A 19,628-nucleotide genomic window follows, 5' to 3' on the forward strand; every position below is an offset into this window, starting at 1 on the left:
GGGCCGTCGTGGCGGCACCGGGGTGGGGGTCCAGGGGCGGGGTGTTGCTTGCCGCCTCCTGCGGGGTGCCGCTGCGCCCACCCGTGCCGCCCCAGCGGCACGACTGCCCGCAGCTGGGTGGGTGGGTGGGCTTCGCGGCTGCCCGCAGCTGGGTCAGGTGAGGAAGGTGCGGGCTGTCAGGGCCAGGGTGATTTCGACCAGGTCGGTGGGGCGGGAGAGGGAGCGGCCGGTGAGTTGTTCGTAGCGGCGGAGGCGGTTGAGGACCGTGTTGCGGTGGCAGTAGAGGCGGCGGCTCGCCCGCTGGGCCGAGCCGTCGCAGGCCAGCCAGGTGGCCAGGGTGTCCAGCAGGACCTCCGCGTCGGCGGGTTCGAGGTGGGCGAGCGGGCCGAGCAGCCGCTCGGCCAGCGCGGCGCCGAGTTCGGGACTCGACACCACCAGCGCCGCCGGCAGGTGCTCGGTCAGGCGGACCGTGCCGCCCTGCTCGGGGCACAGGCCCAGCGCGGTGTCCGCCAGCCGCCGTGCCTCCCCCACGGCGGACAGCCCCTCGACCGCGCTGCTGACGCCCACCCGCACCCCCGCTGCCTGCTCCTCCGGCACGACGGGCTCCGTACCGTCCTCGACCAGGACGATGCCGTGATCGGCGTCCACTCCCGTGTGCCAGTGCACGCGCACACCCGGAGCGAGGGTCGCTTGGGCACCGGGACAACCGGTGGGCCCGCCGCCGGCGACCGCGACGACCACGTACCGCCCGTGCTCGGGCAGGTCCAGCGCCTGCGCGGCCTCGGGCAGGTCGGCGATCCTGCTCGTGCCGTCCAGCAGGGCCGCGGCCAGCAGACGCACCCTGTTCTCCCTCCGCCACGCCAGCTGTCGCTCGGTCTGCCGGTAGGCGTCCGCGACGAGGGTGCAGTGCTCGTCGACGAAGTTCCACACGTCGGACGCCACGTGCACCAGCAGCCGTACGTCCTCGGGCGCCGTCCGGGAGGTCTCGTCGACCAGGCCCTGCCACACCAGCGAGCCGCCCAGCCGGAAGGCGTGCAGCAGGGCGTCCAGCGGCAGCCCCTGCTCGGCGCGCGTGGCGCCGATCTTCCAGGTGCAGCGGCGCGCCGCGTCCCGGGCGCCCCGTGGGTCGAGCAGGGAGGAGATGCTGTGCCGCAGCGAGCGGTGCACCTCCTGCCAGGTCGTGGTGGCGTCCCCCTCCACCGCGGCCCGGTACGCGGGCTCCTGCTCCTGCAGGACGGCGACCAGCCCGTCGGTGAGCTGGGGCAGGTCGTCCAGCAGGACGCGGGCGGCCCGGTGCAGCACGCGCAGCGCGTCGGCGTCGATCAGCGACCGCACGCGCGGCGTCCGGGGCCGCGGAGCGGGCGCGGGTCCAGGACGCGGCAGGGTACGTGGCCGTACGGCGTGTTGCATCGCGCATCTCCCCCAGGGTCGGCTTCCCGGCGGCGCCCGTGCGGCGGCGGTCCCCGTACCGGCGCCCGGCCGGTACGGGGGAGCCCGTGGGCCGGCCGCCATCGGACTCGTCCTGCCCCGAAGGATGACATACCGTCCGGTCGGTCCCTAGGGTTGTGCACCGGTCTTTTCCGCCTGTCCGACGAGGCGGACCAGCTCGACGCGGGAACGGACCCCCAGGGTGGCGAAGATGTTCCGCAGGTGGTAGTCGACGGTGCGGGTGCTGACGGACAGGCTCAGGGCCACCTCCCGGTTGGTGGCGCCCTCGGCGACGCGCCGTGCGATACGCAGTTGCTGCGGGGTCAGCCGGGACAGTTCCCCGGTCCCCGGCCGGCCAGGGGCCGCGCCGCCCGCCCGCGACTCGGCGGCGGCCTGCTGCGCCCACAGGTGCGCGCCGCAGCGTTCGAAGCCCATCAGTGCCTCCCCGAGGCGGTTCCGCGCCTCGCGCAGCCGGCGTCTGCGCCGCAGCCACTTGCCGTAGAGCAGTTCCGTGCGGGCCCGCTCGAAGTCCCCGGCCGTCTCCTCATGGCGGTCCAGGGCGCGCAGGTACAGGGTGTCGGCCGCGTCCGGGGCGGCCAGGAGGGCGCGGCAGCGCAGGAGCTGGGCGGGGGCCTGCGGGTCGGCTCCGCAGGCGGCCCACAGGGCGAAGTCCTCGACGGCCGGGGCCGCGTGCTCGGGGCGTCCGGCGAGTGCGGTGGCCTCCACGAAGCAGGGGACGGCGAGCATCCACACCGCGAAGTGGCCGCGGCGGGCGCCGGGGCGGACCAGGGGGCCCAGCCGGTCCGCGGCCTCGCGGGGGCGTCCGGCGCCGAGGTCGGCGCGGGCCGCGGCCCACTGGGCGAGCGTCGCGGCCTGCGCGAGTCCGTGCCGACGGGCGGTGCGCAGGGCCGCGGCGACGTGCTCGGCGACGATCTCCCGCTCCCCCTCGATGGACGCGGCGAGCGCCAGTACCGCGTGGTGGTGGGCGGCCGTGTTGCGCTGTCCGGTCCGCGACGCGGTGCGCAGCCCCTCCTCGGCGTGGGTCCGGGCGAGCTGGTGGTGTCCGGCGCGCAGTTCGGCGTAGGCCAGGTACTCCAGCGCCCTCGGTTCGAGGGCTGCGCAGCCGAGGGTGCGGGCCGCGGCGAGTGCCCGTGCGCCGGCGCGGCGGGCGGTGGTCACGTCACCGAGCATGAGCGCGGCGGAGGCGGACCGCAGGAGCGGCTCGGGGTCGTCGCCGGACAGCCCGTGCTCGACCACCCGCCGCAGCGGGCCGGCGGCACGGTCGAACCGCCCCAGCAGCACGGCCCGCATCCCGTCCCGGTGGTCCCGGAGCGGCCCGGACCGCACGAGGGCCACACCACGCGCGTCACCACCGACAGCCCACCCGTCACCCGACACCCCTGCCCCGAAGCCACCCCGGCCACCCGAACCGGACACCTCCACCCCACCGACGGCCCGCTCCGACACCCCGCCGTCCGATGCGCCGCCACCCGACACCCCCACCCCGGAACCACCCCGGCCACCACCCGAACCGGAGACCGCCACCCCACCGAGGGCGCCCCCAACGCCCACCCGGCCCACAGCCCCGGCGCCCGACGCTTCCGTCCCGGGATCGGCACATGCGGAGGGATCGGTCGCGGGGGCGGCGCTGATGGCAGCGGGGCGGGTGGCAGGGGCATGGGCCGGGGTTCTGGTGGGCGGTGCCTCCGCAGAGGTGGCGGCCGGGGGCCTCGAGGCCGGTACGGGGTCGGTGAGGGCGTGGAGGCAGGAGGCGGGGTCGCCGGCGGCCCAGGCCGCGTCCGCCGCTGCCAGGGTCGCCGTACCGGCGGCCTCGTGGTCGGTCTCGGCGAGCAGGCCCGCCGCCAGCAGGAAGGACTCGCGGGCGTCGTCCACCGGCCCGTCGGCGAGGAGCACCGCGCCCCGCAGGAGTTCCGCGCCGCCGCGTACGGAGGCGGGGACCGGGCGGCTCCGGGCGGCGTCGAGCAGGCGCAGCGCCTCGGGCGAGTGCCCGGCGAGCAGGGCCTGTGCCGCGGCGGCGGTGTAACGGTGTGCCCGCTCCGCCCCGTCCGCCGTCAGTTCGGCGGCGCGGGTGAGCGCCCTGCGGCGCAGGCCCGGCGGTGACACGGAGGCCGCCCCCGCCGCGAGTTCGGCCGCGAGGCCGGGGGCGGGGCCCGTGACGGTCCAGGAGCGGTGCAGCAGCGCGAGGACGCCGTCCGCACCGGTGCCCGTCAGGCACGCGGCCAGTGCGCGGTGCGCGGCACGGCGTCGTTCGGGTGGCGCGCCGGCGTACACCGCCCTCCCCAGCAGCGCGCTGCGGAACCGCAGGCGGCCCTCGGTCAGGACCAGCACCTCGGGCAACGGCCGCACCGCGCCGGCCCCGGCCGCTCGCCGTACGAGGTCCGCGTCGGCGTCCGGTTCCCCCGTCGCGCGCACGGCGGCCGCCGTCGTCAGCAGCAGGCCGGCCCGGTCCGGCGGTACGCCGGTCAGGCAGCCGCCGGTGACCCCGCCGAGGGCCTCCCCGTCGGCCAGCGGCCGGGGCAGTGCCCGGCGCCCGCCGAGCTGGGCGGGCGAGAGCCGGCGGATCAGCGCCAGCAGCAGCGCGGGGTTGCCCTCCGCCGCCGCCACCAGTTCCTCGCGCACGCCGGGGTCGACGGCACCGCCGGTCACGTCGTCGACCACACGGGCCGCGTCCCCGGGTGCCAGCGGGCCCAGCCGCAGCACGGGCAGTGCCGCCAACTCCCGGTCGACGGGCCGGTGTCCGGGAACCGTGAGGAGCAGCCCCGCCGGGACCCCCGCCGCACGCACCCGCGCGGCGGCGTGCCCCAGCGCGGCGCGCGACGCGGCGTCCCACAGGTGCGCGTCGTCCACGCACACCAGGAGCGGCGACGCGCCGGACGCCGCGCGCAGGACGTCGAACAGCGCCTCCCCCGCCGTACCGTCCCCCGCGGCCCGCACGGTACGGCCGGCGGCACGCAGCAAGGTGTGCAGACCGCTGAGCGGCGGTGCGCCGCGGCCGGGGTCGGCGCGTACGTGCCACACCGGCCCGGCGCGGAAGGAGCCGGCGGCGTACTCCAGGAACGCCGTACGGCCGCAACCGGGTTCACCGGTCACGACGTGGACGCCGCCGTCGGTGCGCAGCCCGTCCAGCAGCCGGTGGATCGCCTGCCGCCGCGGGGTCGTCTGTCCGGTCATTCACTCGACGTTACTCACGCGTAAGGTCGGGTGGAGGGGGCGCGTCCACGAGTGTGCCGGGGCCCAGGGCGCCCGGCGTCCGGCGGTGCGCGCGCACAACGCCGGTGGCGGCCCGCGTCGTACGCGGACCGCCACCGGTTGGTCGTCCGGCGGGAGCCGGGGATCTCAGGAGGTGTGCGGGCAGTTGCCCCGGGACTCCTCGACCGTCAGGCTCGGCCGGGGCAGCGGGCACAGGAACTGCTCGTAGCGGGTGTCGTTGTCGATGAACCGCTTCAGCCAGGAGACGCTGTACTTCGCGATCGTCGTGTTCGACGAGTTGGGCGTGAAGTGGGTGGCGCCGTTCAGCTCGATGTAGGCCCGGTCCAGGGAGGACGGCAGGCCGCTGTAGAGGGGCTCGGCGTGGCTGGAGACGGGGGCGATGGTGTCGCCGTCGGCCCCGAAGAGGAGGGTGGGGGTCCTGACCTCGGACCAGGTCTTGTCGAGGTTCCAGGGGGTCAGCGGGATCGCCGCCTGGAGCGAGGGCCGGTCCTTGGCGGCTTCGAGGGTTCCGCCGCCGCCCATCGAGTGGCCCATGACGCCGAGCCGGCTGCTGTCGACGCGGCCGCGGACCGCGCTGCGCTGGGTGAGGTAGTCCAGCGCGGCGAGCAACTGGTCACCGCGGGAGGCGGGCTGGTCCAGGGTGGTGTTGGTGTCGATGGTGAACACCACGAAGCCCTGGGAGGCCAGGCGCGGGCCCAGCCAGGCGATGGAGGACTGGTAGGCGGTGAAGCCGGGCGAGATGGCGATCGCCCCGAAGGTGCCGTCGGCGGTGCTGGTCGGGTAGTAGATGGTGCCTCCGCCGAAGCCGGTGACGGACAGCGAGGAGACGGAGATGTCCGACACGGCGTAGGGGCCGCGCAGCGCCTCGATGCTCGATTCGGTCGGTGCCGGGCCGCGCTCGTAGGGGTTGTCGGCCGCCTGGGCACCGGGGCCGTTGAGGGTGGTGAGGCCGACGACGACGGCGACCGCCGCGGTCAGTGCGGCAAGCCTGCCGGTCCTGCGCCTGCTGGTGTGGGGGTGCTGCTGCACGACGGGGAGTCCTCTCTGTCGCGGCGGGCCGCCCGTCCGGCCGGTGTTACGGGGATCACGGCGTGGTGGGGGCCGTGCCCCGGCCGGGGGCGCCGCCGATTGACTGGCGGTGCCACTGTCGGAGAGGAGGGGGCCGGTGCGGACCGGCAATCTCACCGGTCTCGTGCGCCGCGCCGGGTGTCCCGGGTGCCGGGTCGCGGGACTTCGCGACGGACTCGGGCACCCCTCGGACCTCCGGGAGGCAGCCGTGTCCGCGCGCCCGGCATGACGGTGTGAAGTGGGGGTACACGGGCAGGCGCGGTCACCGTCGGAGTCGGCGCCGACGGTGACCGCGGTACGTGGAGAGCACCCCCGCGGCGGTCGCGCGGAGTCCCTTACGCCGCGTCGTGGACGTGGGCCCGGCCCACTCGACCCGGGCGGGATCGGCCGGCAGCCGTTCGTCCTCCGGCAGTCCCGCGCGCCGCGGGAACTCCACGATGTCCCGGCCGGAGCTCGCGAGGCCGGCGACCTCACCTCGCGCGGTCACCCGCCGTCCGCCCGACGGACGCACCACGACCGGCGCCTTCGTCGTCCTTCCAGGATCCGGCCGGCACCACCGGTATGCGTTCCGGCCCCGCACATCACCCGACTGCCTCGCCGGACGGGCCGTCCGGGCCCGGGTCGTGCTCGTATGGAAGCGGCCTCCATGCCTACCCGGAGGGAGCTGGGAATGCACGAGATGTGGTGCGGTGCAGACACTTCGGGGGAGCTGGTGTGGCATGTCCTCACGTCGGACAAGTCATCCACGCTCTGCGGAGTGGAGAAGCAGGACGAGTCGACTCGTCGGCACATGACGGACCGGCACTGCTTCTCCTGCATGAAGACGTTCCAGGACGTCGTCGAGGCACGCTGAGGCCGGACGTCGTCCGGCCCGCCGAACCGGCCCGGGCGAGCGCCCGGGCCGGTTCAGTGGCAGGGGTGGTGGGTCTCCAGCCGGCAGAAGCAGGACGACTCGACGGGTACGTCCGCCAGCGCGGCCGCCCGCTTGAGCTGCTGGGCGACGATCGCCGCCTCCCCGGTCCTGCCGGTGCGCAGCAGGCACTCGTGGAACCCGTGCAGCGCCCAGACGTTGCCCGGGTGCTGCAGGGGCCGGGGCAGGGTGCCGTCGAGGCCGAGATCGGCCCGGTACACGGCTTCGGCCTCTTCGATCCGGCCCCGCTCCAGCAGCAGCGCCCCGTAGGCGTGCCGGGTGGGCTGCATCCAGCCCCAGGGCTCGTCGTAGGGCAGGGTGTCGTCCAGCTCGACCGCGCGTTCCAGCGCGGCGAAGGCGGTGTCGTACGCGCCCTCGCGGTAGGCGAGTTCGCCGTCCAGCATCGCCGACGCGACGGCGAGGACGTCGTGGCAGGTGTTGTTGAACAGCATCCGGGTCCCGGGGACGCGGCGCACGGCCGCGTGGAAGGCGGTCCGCTCCGCCTCGGCCCTGTCGGTGGCGCCGGTCGCGGAGAGGGCGACGCCCCGTGCGTAGTGGAGCATGGCGGTGGTCACGCAGTACAGCTCCGGGTCGGCGGGGAACGGCAGCGCCAGGATGTCGTCCCAGCGGCCGAAGCGGATCAGGACGTGGACACGCATCGCCAGGAACCCCTCGAGCCAGTCGGCCATGGGCGGGCTCTGCACCCGGAGGAGTTCCTCGGGGACGGCGGCTTCGAGCCGTGCGGCGGCGTCCAGGGCCACCTCCGACTGGCCGGCGAACATGGCGCCGTAGATCCGGAAGTGGTGGTTGTGGGCGCGGTAGAGCGTGTAGAAGTTCATGGCGCCGGCCCGCTCGAGGTACTTCTCGTCGGCGGCGACGGCGGCGGTGTTGTCCGAGACGACCCGGCGGTAGTCGCCGCACAGCACTTCCAGGTGCGAGGGCATGTGGAGCAGGTGCCCGGCGTCGGGCACGGCGCCGCGCAGCCGGTCGGCGACGGTGAGGGCCGCTTCCGGCGTGGGTGACATCTCCATCAGGTGGACGTACAGGTGGAGGACGCCGGGGTGCCGGGCGCCCGCGGCGGTGGCGAGGGCTCCGTCGAGGACGGCCTTGGCCTCCAGGGTGCGGGCCCCGTCGGCCGGACGGCCGGTCCTGAGGTCCCACAGACGCCAGGGGGTGAGGTTCATCAGGGCGTCGGCGCAGAGCGTGGCCACGTCCGGGTCGCCGGGGGTGTTCTCGTACACGGCGAGCATCCGGTCCGCGTAGGGCTCGTTCCACACCGAGCAGTCCTCGGCGGCCTCCGCCTGCGGGTAGCGGGCGCGCAGGGCCTCGATGAGGGCCCGTTCGACGGGGGTGGCGCGGGCGGCCTTCTCGTGCGCCCGTTCCACCGCCCGGTGGGTGCGTGCGACGGTGCCGGCGAGTTCGTCGCCGTCGAAGGCCTCCCAGGGTTTGTTGTAGTTGGGGCCGAGGGCGTAGGCCATGCCCCAGTGGGCCATGGCGCAGTCCGGGTCGGCCTCGGCCGCCTTCTCGAAACAGGCGACCGCCTCCTCGTGGTTGAACGCGTACGTCCACACCAGCCCGCGGTCGAACCAGAGTTGGGCGTCGGCGGAGGAGGTCGTCACGGGCCGGCGGTGGTCGCCGAGGTCGTAGTAGTCGTCCATGCGTGCCTCCCGGGGCAGCGGGCGTCCGGTAGGGACGAAACCGACGATAGCGGGGCAGACACGTCGGCGCAGGCATCCCCGGGGGCCGCCACCCGTGCCGGTTACGCGCTGACGAGGAGCTGCGGCGACAGCACCTTGATCATCGTGTTGGTCCAGCGCATCTGGCGGAGGGTCTGCGGATGGCAGGAGGAGACCAGCTCCAGCAGCTCCTGGTCCCGGGTGGCCTGTGCCGCCTGGGCGAGCATCTCCCAGTGGAGCGAGCTGCGCGAGGCGGCCAGATGCAGGTCGCGCAGGTCGTGCAGGAGCAGCAGGCCCGTCTCCGGGCGGCGCCCGAGGGCCTGTGAGGCCTTCTCCCGCAGGGCGGTGAGCGCTCCGGGCGAGGGGTGGTCGCGGGGGCCGGAGAGATGGACGCCGTGGTCGGGGCCGAGGGCGGCGAGCCGCGTGGCGTGTTCCCGGGACCAGCGGGCGACGTCGGTGGCGACGTGGTGGAACTCGTGCTCGGTGCGATGGCGTTCGGCGGCGGCCAGCAGGTCCTGTTCCAGGTCCCGTTCGTCGTCGTGCAGGATGCGGAGTGTGATGCCGATGCCACTCATGAGCCGCTCCCCGCCGTCCCGGTGCCGTCGGTGTCCGTGCCCTGCCGTGTGTCCCGCCGGGCGACCAGCGTGACGCGGGCCGCGGCCGTCTTGAACAGGGGCTGTTTGGAGAGGGGGTCCCAGTCGGTGATGGTGGTCTCGTTGGCGGCCCGGCCGGGCCGGTCGTCGGGCGGCCGGTGGCCCTGCGGGGTGTCCCAGTAGCCGTAGTGGAAGGGCACGAACACCACACCGTCGCGGATCGCGGTGGTCCGCAGCCGGGCCCGCATCGCCCCGCGCGGGGTGGTGACCTGGACCAGGTCGCCGTCGGCCAGGCCCTGCGCGGCGGCCTCCGCGGGTGAGATCTCCGCCCACACGTCCGGCGCGGCGGCGTTCAGCTCGGGCGCGCGGCCGGTCTTGGTGCGGGTGTGGAAGTGGTACATGGTGCGGCCGGTGATGAGCTGGAGGGGGTACTCGGGTGAGGCGTCCTCGTGCGGCGGGAGGTATTCCGCGGCCTTGATCACCGCCTTGCCGTCCGGGTTGAGGGAGCGGTACTCGACCGGGGTGACGGTCGCGCCGGTGACCATGTCCTTGCCGTAGCTCTCGCACCGGTCGGGGTGGGCGTGGTCGATGCCGTCGGTGTAGAGGCGGGCGGTGCCGTCGGGGGCGTCCTCGGTGCAGGGCCATTGGATGCCGCTGCCGTGCCGCAGCTTGTCGTAGCTCAGCCCGGTGTAGTCGCAGGGGCGTCCGGCGCTGCACCGCTGCCAGGCGGCGAACGCGCCCTGCGGGTCCCGCCAGCCGATCAGCGGGCCGCCGTCCTTGTCGCGGAAGTCCATGCGGGCGGCGAAGTCGAGGAAGATGTCGAGGTCGGACCGGGCCTCGCCGGGCGGTTCGACGGCCTTCTCCGACAGGTGCACGGTGCGGTCGGTGTTGGTGAAGGTGCCGGTCTTCTCACCCCAGGTCGCGGCCGGCAGGACGACGTCGGCGAGCTGGGCGGTCTCGGTGAGGAACAGGTCCTGCACCACCACGAACAGCCGCTCCTGGGCGAGGATCGAGCGGATCCTCGCCAGTTCGGGCAGGGAGACGGCCGGGTTGGTGCCGGTGATCCACAGCATGCCCAGCGAGCCCTGCTCGGCGTAGCGGAAGATCTGCATGGCGTGGGTGGGCGGGCCGTAGTGCGGGATGGCGTCCGGCTCGACGTTCCAGATCTCGGCGAGTTCCGCCACATGTCGGTCGTTCTGCCAGTTGCGGAAGCCCGGCAGGTCGCCGTCGGCGCCGCATTCGCGGGTGTTCTCGGCGGTGGGCTGGCCGTTCATCTGCAGCAGTCCGCAGCCGGGGCGGCCCAGCATGCCCCGGATCAGGTGCAGGTTGTTGACCTGGACGGCGGCGGCGGAGGCCTGGTGGGACTGGTAGACGCCCTGCAGGACGGTGGAGAGCAACCGCCGTGCGCCGCCGAGGAGTTCCGCCGCCCGTTCGATCTGCGCGGCGGGGACGTCGCAGATCTCCGCGGCCCACTTCGGGGTGCACTCCTCGACGCGGGCGGCGAGTTCGTCGAAGCCGACGGTGTGCGCGTCGATGTAGGCGCGGTCGGTCCGGCCGGTGCGGATGATCTCGTGCAGCAGCGCGTTGAGCAGCGCGACGTTGGTGCCGGGGCGCGGCGCCAGGTGGACGTCGGCGCGCTGGGCGACGGGGGTGTACCGGGGGTCGACGCACAGCAGCCGGGGCGGGTCGGAGCCCTCCAGCCGGTCCAGCATCCGCATCCAGAGCACGGTCTGGGTCTCCGCCACGTTGTGTCCGAACAGGGCGATGGTGTCGGCGTGGTCGACGTCCTCGTACGAGCCGGGCTGGCCGTCGGAGCCGAAGGTCTCCTTGAGGGCCTCGGCGGCCGTCGCCGTGCACAGACGGGTGTTGCCGTCGAGGTGGTTGGTGCGGATGCCGACGTGGGCGATGAGGGCGAGGGTGTAGTACTCCTCCAGGAAGAGCTGTCCGGTGGTGTAGAAGCCGACGGCGCCCGGGCCGCGTTCGTCCAGCAGGTTCTTCGTGCGGGCCGTGATCCGCTCCATGGCGGTGTCCCAGTCCGACTCCACCAGCCGCCCGTTCTCCCGCACGAGGGGCCTGGTCAGCCGGTCCGGTGAGTGGTTGGCCTGCCAGCCGTAGAGGTCCTTGGGTCCGAGCCGGCCGCGGTTCACCCGGTCGACCGCGCGGCCCCGTACGCCCACGATGCGCCCGTCGCGCACCGCGATGTCCAGCGCGTCGCCGTTGGAGTGCAGGATGGAGGCGGACCGTACCCACCGCTCCACGTCCTCCTCCGCGACTCCCTCCGCCAGATGTGTGTCGGTGCGGGCCGGCCAGGGGGTGCCGGGCGCGTAGGGGGTGCGCGGGCCCCAGGGGTCGGCGATCCGGTCCGTCGAGCTGTCCAAGGTCCGACCTCCCACGGGGAAACGGTGACGCCCCGCGAGTACCCCCTCTCCGGAGCGCAAGCACTCACCTTAGGCATCCGGTAGGACACCGTGAGTCATTTCGGGCGACCGGCGCGTCATTCCTTCCGGCGGCGTTCGCCGACGGGCTGGCACGGCCCCTTCGCGGCTCCCTAGGATGTACTCCCTGTCCAGCCAGTCCAGTTGGCGCGGCCCGCAGGGGGAACGATGCACACCGGTAAGCAGCTGTCCACCGAGATCGACGCGACCGTGCCGACGGCGGCGCGCATGTACGACTACTACCTGGGCGGCAAGGACAACTACGCGGCGGACCGTGCCGCGACCGAGGAACTCGACAAGGTGGTGCCCAGCACCCGCCGTCTGGCGCTGAACAACCGGCGCTTCCTCCAGCGGGTGGTCCGCACCCTCACGCAGGAGTACGGGATACGGCAGTACGTCGACCACGGTTCCGGCCTGCCCACCCAGGACAACGTCCACCAGGTCGCGCAGCGCGTCGATCCGACCGCCCACGTGGTGTACGCCGACAACGACCCGATGGTGCTGGTGCACGGCCGTGCCCTGCTGGAGCAGGACGAGCGCACCGTGGTCATCCAGGCCGACATGCGCGACACCGACGGGATATTCGGCCACCCGGAGACCCGGCGGCTGATCGACTTCTCGGAGCCGGTCTGCGTGCTGTTCAACTCGGTCTTCCACTGCATCCCGGACGACGACGCCGACGGCCCGCTCGCCCTGGCCCGCCGGGTGCGCGAACGGCTGGCGCCGGGCAGCTTCATGGTGATGTGCCAGCTCGTCAGTGAGGACGCCGAGGTCCGCAAGTTCGTCACCGACTTCATGGACCAGGCGACCCAGGGGCACTGGGGCCGGGTGCGCGAGCCGAAGGACGTCGAGTCGTACTTCGAGGGCCTGGAGGTCCTGGAGCCGGGTCTGGTGGAGGTGTCCACCTGGCGCCCGGACACCGAGGTGGCACCCCGTCAGCTCACCCAGGAGTGGATCGAGTTCGGCGGTGTGGGCCGGCTCCCGCTGTGACCCCCGACGCCGCGACGCCCCCGCCGGTCCGCTCGGGTCCCACGGGGGCGTCGGCGTGTCCGGGCCCGCCGCTACGCCGTGGCGTAGCGCTCCTCGATCGTCCTGCGGAGCAGTTCCACCGAGTCGCGCGGTTTGAGCGCCTCGTCGGCGAGGCGGTCCAGCGCGATCCGGTACTCCTCCGTCTCGTCGCGGTCCTCGAGGAAGTTGGCGCTCCTGATGTGCTCCAGGTAGACCACGTCGGGCAGGTCGAGCCCGCCGAAGCGCAGATAGGTCACGGGAATGGCGGGCGCCGACGCGTTCGTCACGTCCAGCGGCACGATCTGCACCGTCACATTGGGCCGCTCGGCCATCGTCACCAGGTGCTCGAGCTGCTCGCGCATCACCGCGGGGCTGCCCAGGACGCGCAGCAGGACCGACTCGTCGATGACGGCCCAGATCTGCGGCGCGGCCTCGCGCAGCAGCAGTTCGGCGCGGCGCATGCGCAGTTCGACCCGTCGCTGCACCTCGCCGGCCGGGGCGTTCGGCAGCCCCCGCTCGACCACCGCGCGGGTGTAGGCGGCGGTCTGCAACAGTCCGGGGACGTACTGGATCTCGAAGGTACGGATGGTGGCGGCGGCCTCCTGGAGCCCGACCAGACGGTCGAACCACTCGGGCATCAGCCGCTTGTCGTACCGCTGCCACCAGCCCGGCTCCCCGGCCCGCAGGAGCAGCTTGAGCAGCACCGAGGCCTCGTACTCGTCGGTGCCGTACAGCGTCAGCAGGGCCCGGACGTCGCCCTCGGTCGGCGGGCGGCGGCCCTTGCCGGACTCGATGCGGGACAGCTTCGCCGGGCTGAAGCCGACGGAGCGCGCCGCCTGGTCCTGGGACAGTCCGGCGTCGTCGCGGAAGCCCGCCAGTTGCACGCCGACCAGCATCTTCAGCAGGGTCGGAGCGGGCTCGGGCCTGTCCAGATAGGGTTCCAGACGGGAGATTCGATGCGACGCGGCGGACATCCTGACTCCCAGCAGACCGGCACAAGGGCGCTTTACACTATCGCATCTGACTCCCCCTCACCGCATCCGCGTGCGAAAGTCCCGAGGAAGTGGCGAGTCGAGCTCCGCTTCGCCGGCACCGGTCCGGGCGGCCGGTGCCGGTGCGTCGCGGGCGTTCAGACCAGGTGGTCGAACTCGCCGTCCTTCGCGCCGGCCAGGAACGCCGCCAGCTCCGCGGCCGTGTAGACGAGGGCGGGGCCGTCGGGGTCACGGGAGTTGCGCATCGCGATCCCCCCGTCGGTCAGCGGGGCCACCTCGACGCAGTTGCCCTCGGCGTTGCTGTGCCGGCTTTTGATCCAGCGGGCGTCCAACTGGCTGGCCCGCACTCCGTTGCGCACTCCTGGCACCGCTGTCTCCTTGCTGTTCCCGTGTCTCCCGGTGCGCGGTTCCGGGTGCCGGACCCCGCACGCCGGGAAAAATCTCGCGCAATTTCTCGTGCAATTGCACACGAGCGCTGTCAGCGTGGATAATAGCTGCGGCGTCAACCCCTGTGCTGGCGCCCCGTCCTGACGTCGCATCGGGGAGATGCCGTGTCATCACCTGCGCATCCGTTACTCCGGCCACCGGCCGCCGCCGTGATACGGACGAGTGGCCGCGGCACGGTGACGGCGGGTCCGCGCCGGCCGCTCCCTGCGACGCCGTACGGACAGCCGCTCCCGGTGCCGGAGACGGCCCGCCCCGCGTCCATCTCGGCCACGCCGCACCTCACGCGCGGCCGGAAGGGGCTCGCGCGGGCGCGGTCCTCCACCCGGAACACCCTGCGCGCCCGGCCGCTCGGCCACCACCGCGACGACGTCAACCTTGTGATCACCGGGTCGGGGAGTGCCGTCCGGATCACGCCGCGGACACGGGGTCCGGCACGCACTCCCCCGGCCGCGTCGCCCTCGGCCGCCGACTCCCCCACGCTCGACTGCGCTCGCGCGGGAGGGACCCCCATCGCGTCGACACCCTCCTCCGCCTCACGGCCGCACGCGTCAGGCCCCGCCGGTTCCCCGCTTCCTGACCCGTACGACGCCCCCGGCCGCCACCGCCGTGACACACGCGGCACCGCGGTGCGCGGGTGCGCCGGACATACGGCCCGGGTTCCACCCGGAGCCCTCGCACCCGCCGCTCACCGTCTCCGCCCCCGACGACCACCCGCCCGTCCGCACACCCGGTGCCGCCCCACCCCTCCGACGGGCAGGACGGTACGGGCCCGGTCGTCGACCCGACCCCCCATCTGACACGACTGCCGCGGAAAGGCACCCACGCCATGCGCAGCGCTTCTACGGAACAGCCGAGCAGCGAGCGCCCTGTGCGCCACACGTCCCCCACCGGAGTGGCACGGACCACACCCCTCACGGCACTGTCCCGCGTGCCGTGGGCCGACATGCAGGACTCCACCGGCTCGGCGACGGCCATCCCCCTGCTGCTGAACGGCATCGCCTGGGGGGACACCGGCACCGCCCGCGCCGCCCTGGAGGATCTGCGGAAACGGATCTGCCAGTACGGCTTCGTCACGGAACAGGCGACCGCCGCCACGGTCCCCTTCCTCTGGGAACTGGCCCAGCTTCCGCACGTCACCTGCCGGGCCGGGATCATCCAGCTGCTCAAGGCCATCGCCGACGCCCGGCAGTGGGAGAGCACCGCCGCCGCGTATCCCAAGCTGCTCAGCCGCCGGGAGAACCCGGTGGTGTGGGAGCGGGCCGCCCGGCAGGCGGTGCGCGCCCGGCGCGGCGACCTGAACCGGCTGCTGGCCGAGCCGGACACCGAGATCGCCCGCGCCACCACGGAGCTGGCCCGCGCCCTGGCCGACTGAGTCGGCGGGGCCGGGTTTCTTGAAACGAACACAGCCCGGGGTGGCCCGGTCGAGGAACGCGCGCGACCTTCGGGGGACGAGTCGCGCGCCGGGGGAGGGTCGCGCGCGGTCAACGGGGGACGGCCGCGCGCGACCCGGGGGACCTGTGACGGAACGGTGACGACCCGCCGGTCGGGCGGGCGCCGTCCCTCGCCTCGCGTGGCGCGGCAGTGTAGACATGGCACATGGTCCGACTCATGGGTCGATCCCGGCCCCGGTCGTCCCTGCGGCCCGGTGCCGCGGCGTCCGTCCGGCGCCGACGGGACGCAGACGGCCGCTCCCGGTGGCATCCGGCGGCGGTGCTGCGGTCGGTGCTGAGCGGGCGCAGCGTCGCCGGACAGGTGTTCGTGCTGCACCTGACGATCGTGCTGCTGCTGGTCGTGGCCGCCGTCGTGGCGCTGGTGCTCCAGGTGCGGCGGGACAGCACACAGGAGGCCCGCAACCGCTCCCTCGCCGTCGCGGAGACCTTCGCGAACGCGCCGGGCATCGTCGAGGCGCTGGAGTCCCCCGACCCCACGGCCGTGCTCCAGCCGCATGCCGCGGCGGCCCGCGAGCAGGCGAACGTCGACTTCATCGTCGTCATGAACACCGACGGCATCCGCTACACGCATCCCGAACCGGACCGCATCGGCAAGAAGTTCGTCGGCACCATCGGGCCCGCGCTGGCCGGCGAGCCGGTGGTGGAGGAGATCGAGGGCACCATCGGACAGCTGGTGCAGGCGGTGGTGCCGGTCGAGGACGCCGGCGGCGAGGTGGTGGGCCTGGTCTCGGCCGGCATCACGACCGAGCACGTCGGCGGGGCGGCGGAGGACCAGCTTCCCCTCGTCCTGAGCGCGGCGCTCGCCGCGCTCGCCCTGGCGACCGGCGGCGCGGCCCTGGTGAGCAGACGGCTGCTGCGCCAGACCCATGGCCTGGGCCCGCGCGAGATGACCCGGATGTACGAACACCACGACGCGGTGCTGCACGCGGTGCGCGAAGGGGTGATCATCGTCGACGGGGACGGGACGCTCATGCTCGCCAACGACGAGGCGCGCCGGCTGCTCGGCCTGCCCGAGGACGCCGAGGGCCGGCCCGTGCCGGACATCGGCCTGGACCCCGGCACCGCCGAACTGCTGTCCTCGGGCCGTGTCGCCACGGACGAGGTGCATCTGGTGGCCGACCGGCTGCTGGCGGTCAACCAGCGGCCCACCGACCGGGCCGGCGGCCCGCCCGGCAGCGTGGCCACGGTCCGCGACTCCACCGAGCTGCGCGCCCTGTCCGGCCGGGCGGAGGCGTCACGCGAGCGGCTCAACATGCTGTACGACGCGGGGGTGGGCATCGGGACGAGCCTGGACGTCACCCGCACGGCCGAGGAACTCGCCGAGCTGGCCGTGCCGCGGTTCGCCGACTTCGTCACGGTGGACCTGTTCGAGTCGGTGCTGGCCGGCGGCCACCCCGACGCGGCCGGCGTACTGCGCCGCGCGGCGTCGGTGGGGATCGGCGCGGACGCCCCGCTCTACCCCAAGGGCGAGCAGATCCGCTTCGTCGCGTCGGCCCCGCAGGGCGTCAGCCTCGCCACCGGCCGGCCGGTCCTGGAGCCCCGGCTCGACGAGGCGCCCGGCTGGCACGCACAGGACGTGGAACGCTCCGGGCAGGTCATGGAGTACGGCATCCATTCGCTGATCACCGTGCCGCTGCGGGCCGGGGCGCTGGTGCTCGGGGTGGTCAGCTTCTGGCGTTCGCGGAAGGCGGAGCCGTTCGACACCGAGGAGCTGGCTCTCGCGGAGGAGCTGGTCGCCCGGGCCGCGGTCTCCATCGACAACGCCCGCCGTTACACGCGCGAGCACAGCATGGCGGTGACGCTCCAGCGGAGCCTGCTGCCGCGCACCCTGCCCGAGCAGAGCGCCCTGGAGATCGCCTACCGCTACCTTCCCGCGCAGGCCGGGGTGGGCGGGGACTGGTTCGACGTGCTGCCGCTGTCCGGTGCCCGGGTCGCGCTCGTGGTCGGCGACGTCGTCGGCCACGGCCTGCACGCGGCGGCCACGATGGGGCGGCTGCGCACGGCGGTGCACAACTTCTCCGCCCTCGACCTCCCGCCCGACGAGCTCCTGGCCCTGCTCGACGAGCTGGTCGGGCGCATCGACCAGGACGAGGCGCAGGACGAGCAGAGCGCGCCGGTGACGGGGGCGACCTGTCTGTACGCGGTCTACGACCCGGTCTCCCGGCGCTGCACCGTGGCCCGGGCGGGCCATCCGCCGCCGGCCGTGGTCCGCCCGGACGGCGGTGTGGAGTTCTGGGACGTGCCCGCAGGCCCCCCGCTGGGGCTGGGCGGTCTGCCGTTCGAGTCGGCCGAGCTGGAACTGCCGGAGGGCAGCCGGCTCGTCCTCTACACCGACGGGCTGGTCGAGGACCGCGGGCACGACATCGACGTCGGCCTGGAGCGGCTGCGCGAGGCGCTGTCCCGGTCCGGCGACTCCCCCGAGGACACCTGCAGGGTCGTACTGGAGTCCCGGCGCCCGGCGCGGACCGGCGACGACATCGCGCTGCTCGTGGCGCGGACACGGGCGCTGCCCGCCGGCCGGATCGCCCAGTGGCCGGTGCCGCCGGACCCGGCGGCCGTCGGCGAGGTGCGGGCGGCGGTCACCCGGAAGCTGGCCGAGTGGGGGCTGGACGAGCTGACGTTCAGCACGGAGCTGATCCTGAGCGAGCTGGTCACCAACGCGCTCCGCTACGGCGGCACCCCCATCCAGGTGCGGATGCTGTACGACCACAACCTGATCTGCGAGGTGTACGACAGCAGCAGCACCTCGCCCCATCTGCGGTACGCGACCATGACGGACGAGGGCGGGCGCGGCCTGTTCCTGGTGGCCCAGCTCGCCGAACGCTGGGGCACCCGCTATCTGCCCGCCGGCAAGGTCATCTGGACGGAGCAGCCCGTTCCGTGAGCCATAAGGTCAGGCGGGGAGATCTCATAAGAGAGGCTTATGAGCCCATAGACCGGACCCGCGTACCAGGTAAGGCATGCCTCAGTCTAGGCTTCCAACCGAGTCGCCTGTCATCGCTCGAAGGGAACCTGACCATGCCCCGCCCCCTGCGGGTAGCCATCGTCGGATCCGGCCCCGCCGGGATCTACGCCGCCGACGCCCTGCTCAAGTCCGACGTGGCCGCCGAACCGGGCGTGTCCATCGACATCTTCGAGCGGATGCCTGCGCCGTTCGGACTGATCCGGTACGGCGTCGCCCCCGACCACCCGCGGATCAAGGGCATCATCACGGCCCTGCACCAGGTGCTCGACAAGCCGCAGATCCGTCTGTTCGGCAACGTCGACTACGGCACCGACCTCCACCTCGACGATCTGCGCGCGTTCTACGACGGTGTGATCTTCGCCACCGGCGCCACGGCCGACCGCGCGCTGGACGTGCCGGGCATCGACCTCGACGGCTCCTACGGCGCCGCGGACTTCGTCTCCTGGTACGACGGCCACCCGGACGTGCCGCGCACCTGGCCCCTGGAGGCCGAGAAGGTCGCCGTGCTCGGCGTCGGCAACGTCGCCCTCGACGTGGCCCGCGTCCTGGCCAAGACGGCCGACGAGCTGCTGCCGACCGAGATCCCGGCGAACGTGTACGAGGGTCTGAAGGCCAACAAGGCGCTGGAGGTCCACGTCTTCGGCCGCCGTGGCCCGGCGCAGGCGAAGTTCAGCCCGATGGAGCTGCGGGAGCTGGACCACTCCCCCAACATCGAGGTGATCGTCGACCCCGAGGACATCGACTACGACGAGGGCTCGATCGCGACCCGGCGCGGCAACAAGCAGGCCGACATGGTCGCCAAGACCCTGGAGAACTGGGCGATCCGCGATGCCGGCGACCGTCCGCACAAGCTGTTCCTGCACTTCTTCGAGTCGCCCACCGAGATCCTCGGCGAGGACGGCAAGGTCGTCGGCCTGCGCACCGAGCGCACCGAACTCGACGGGACCGGCAACGTCAAGGGGACCGGCGAGTTCAAGGACTGGGACGTCAGCGCGGTCTACCGGGCCGTGGGCTACCTCTCCGACAAGCTCCCCAAGCTGCCGTGGGACATCGGCTCCGGCACGGTCCCGGACGAGGGCGGGCGTGTCATCCAGGAGACCGGCGAGCACCTGGAGTCCACGTACGTCACCGGCTGGATCCGGCGCGGTCCGGTGGGTCTGATCGGCCACACCAAGGGCGACGCCAACGAGACGGTGGGGAACCTGCTGGCGGACTACGCGGCCGGCCGGCTCCAGACTCCCGGCTCGCCCGACCCGGAGGCCGTGGACGCGTTCCTCGCCGAGCGCGGCATCCGCTTCACCACCTGGGACGGCTGGTACCGCCTGGACGCCGCGGAGAAGGCGCTGGGCGAGCCGCAGGGCCGTGAGCGCGTGAAGATCGTGGAGCGCGAGGACATGCTCCGCGAGAGCGGCGCCTGACCCCCT

The 19,628-nt window shown here is 73.7% G+C and carries 13 protein-coding genes; 4 read left to right on the forward strand and 9 right to left on the reverse strand.

Going from position 1 to position 19,628, the window contains the following annotated elements; translation table 11 throughout:
- Positions 1–153: 153 nt before the first annotated feature.
- The 7 genes from AMK33_RS19555 to AMK33_RS19585 all read right to left on the reverse strand — a co-directional run bounded on the left by AMK33_RS19555 (position 154) and on the right by AMK33_RS19585 (position 11,284).
- On the reverse strand, positions 154–1,410 hold the full coding sequence (locus tag AMK33_RS19555; protein WP_073934117.1) for a helix-turn-helix domain-containing protein: 1,257 nt from the start codon (positions 1,408–1,410) through the stop codon (positions 154–156).
- A gap of 147 nt (positions 1,411–1,557) precedes the next feature.
- Positions 1,558–4,620 carry a helix-turn-helix transcriptional regulator gene (locus AMK33_RS19560; RefSeq protein ID WP_073934118.1) on the reverse strand — a complete coding sequence of 1,021 codons (3,063 nt, stop codon included), beginning with the start codon at positions 4,618–4,620 and terminating at the stop codon, positions 1,558–1,560.
- Positions 4,621–4,785: 165 nt separating this feature from the next.
- The gene (gene bdeA / locus AMK33_RS19565) at positions 4,786–5,688 is read right to left on the reverse strand and encodes a bis(hydroxyethyl) terephthalate hydrolase (protein WP_073934119.1); all 903 of its coding nucleotides are present in this window, start codon (positions 5,686–5,688) and stop codon (positions 4,786–4,788) included.
- Between the two features lie 301 nt (positions 5,689–5,989).
- Positions 5,990–6,241 carry a hypothetical protein gene (locus AMK33_RS45200; protein WP_235618140.1) on the reverse strand — a complete coding sequence of 84 codons (252 nt, stop codon included), beginning with the start codon at positions 6,239–6,241 and terminating at the stop codon, positions 5,990–5,992.
- Positions 6,242–6,633: 392 nt separating this feature from the next.
- Positions 6,634–8,295 carry a tetratricopeptide repeat protein gene (locus AMK33_RS19575; protein WP_073934120.1) on the reverse strand — a complete coding sequence of 554 codons (1,662 nt, stop codon included), beginning with the start codon at positions 8,293–8,295 and terminating at the stop codon, positions 6,634–6,636.
- A gap of 101 nt (positions 8,296–8,396) precedes the next feature.
- Positions 8,397–8,888, reverse strand: coding sequence for a hypothetical protein (locus AMK33_RS19580; RefSeq protein WP_073934121.1), 492 nt, complete (start codon positions 8,886–8,888; stop codon positions 8,397–8,399).
- Positions 8,885–11,284 (reverse strand): molybdopterin oxidoreductase family protein, encoded by a 2,400-nt coding sequence (locus AMK33_RS19585; RefSeq protein ID WP_073934122.1) that lies wholly within the window; start codon positions 11,282–11,284, stop codon positions 8,885–8,887. Before AMK33_RS19585 ends, AMK33_RS19580 begins: the two co-directional genes overlap by 4 nt.
- 225 nt (positions 11,285–11,509) lie before the next feature.
- Between AMK33_RS19585 and AMK33_RS19590 the strand changes: the two genes are divergently transcribed.
- On the forward strand, positions 11,510–12,331 hold the full coding sequence (locus tag AMK33_RS19590; protein WP_073934123.1) for an SAM-dependent methyltransferase: 822 nt from the start codon (positions 11,510–11,512) through the stop codon (positions 12,329–12,331).
- 71 nt (positions 12,332–12,402) lie between these two features.
- On the opposite strand, the gene AMK33_RS19595 is transcribed toward AMK33_RS19590, so the two are convergent.
- Both AMK33_RS19595 and AMK33_RS19600 read right to left on the reverse strand, forming a co-directional pair.
- The gene (locus AMK33_RS19595; RefSeq protein ID WP_073934124.1) at positions 12,403–13,323 is read right to left on the reverse strand and encodes a helix-turn-helix domain-containing protein; all 921 of its coding nucleotides are present in this window, start codon (positions 13,321–13,323) and stop codon (positions 12,403–12,405) included.
- A gap of 155 nt (positions 13,324–13,478) precedes the next feature.
- Positions 13,479–13,709, reverse strand: coding sequence for a DUF397 domain-containing protein (locus AMK33_RS19600; protein WP_073934125.1), 231 nt, complete (start codon positions 13,707–13,709; stop codon positions 13,479–13,481).
- 905 nt (positions 13,710–14,614) lie between these two features.
- Between AMK33_RS19600 and AMK33_RS19605 the strand changes: the two genes are divergently transcribed.
- The 3 genes from AMK33_RS19605 to AMK33_RS19615 all read left to right on the forward strand — a co-directional run bounded on the left by AMK33_RS19605 (position 14,615) and on the right by AMK33_RS19615 (position 19,622).
- Positions 14,615–15,160, forward strand: coding sequence for a hypothetical protein (locus AMK33_RS19605; protein ID WP_079194908.1), 546 nt, complete (start codon positions 14,615–14,617; stop codon positions 15,158–15,160).
- Between the two features lie 224 nt (positions 15,161–15,384).
- Positions 15,385–18,123: a SpoIIE family protein phosphatase gene (locus tag AMK33_RS19610; RefSeq protein WP_201263048.1), complete on the forward strand. Its 2,739-nt coding sequence runs from the start codon at positions 15,385–15,387 to the stop codon at positions 18,121–18,123.
- A gap of 134 nt (positions 18,124–18,257) precedes the next feature.
- Positions 18,258–19,622: an FAD-dependent oxidoreductase gene (locus AMK33_RS19615; protein WP_073934128.1), complete on the forward strand. Its 1,365-nt coding sequence runs from the start codon at positions 18,258–18,260 to the stop codon at positions 19,620–19,622.
- Positions 19,623–19,628: the final 6 nt, after the last annotated feature.

The sequence above is a fragment of the Streptomyces sp. CB02400 genome, from assembly GCF_001905725.1.
GTDB classification, from domain to species: Bacteria; Actinomycetota; Actinomycetes; order Streptomycetales; family Streptomycetaceae; genus Streptomyces; species Streptomyces atrovirens.

Excerpts from the sequence above, each read along its gene's own strand:
- AMK33_RS19555 (WP_073934117.1), bottom strand. The coding sequence starts at position 1,410 with ATGCAACACGCCGTACGGCCACGTACCCTGCCGCGTCCTGGACCCGCG.
- AMK33_RS19560 (WP_073934118.1), bottom strand. The coding sequence starts at position 4,620 with ATGACCGGACAGACGACCCCGCGGCGGCAGGCGATCCACCGGCTGCTG.
- AMK33_RS19575 (WP_073934120.1), bottom strand. The coding sequence starts at position 8,295 with ATGGACGACTACTACGACCTCGGCGACCACCGCCGGCCCGTGACGACC.
- AMK33_RS19580 (WP_073934121.1), bottom strand. The coding sequence starts at position 8,888 with ATGAGTGGCATCGGCATCACACTCCGCATCCTGCACGACGACGAACGG.
- AMK33_RS19590 (WP_073934123.1), top strand. The coding sequence starts at position 11,510 with ATGCACACCGGTAAGCAGCTGTCCACCGAGATCGACGCGACCGTGCCG.
- AMK33_RS19595 (WP_073934124.1), bottom strand. The coding sequence starts at position 13,323 with ATGTCCGCCGCGTCGCATCGAATCTCCCGTCTGGAACCCTATCTGGAC.
- AMK33_RS19605 (WP_079194908.1), top strand. The coding sequence starts at position 14,615 with ATGCGCAGCGCTTCTACGGAACAGCCGAGCAGCGAGCGCCCTGTGCGC.
- AMK33_RS19610 (WP_201263048.1), top strand. The coding sequence starts at position 15,385 with ATGGTCCGACTCATGGGTCGATCCCGGCCCCGGTCGTCCCTGCGGCCC.
- AMK33_RS19615 (WP_073934128.1), top strand. The coding sequence starts at position 18,258 with ATGCCCCGCCCCCTGCGGGTAGCCATCGTCGGATCCGGCCCCGCCGGG.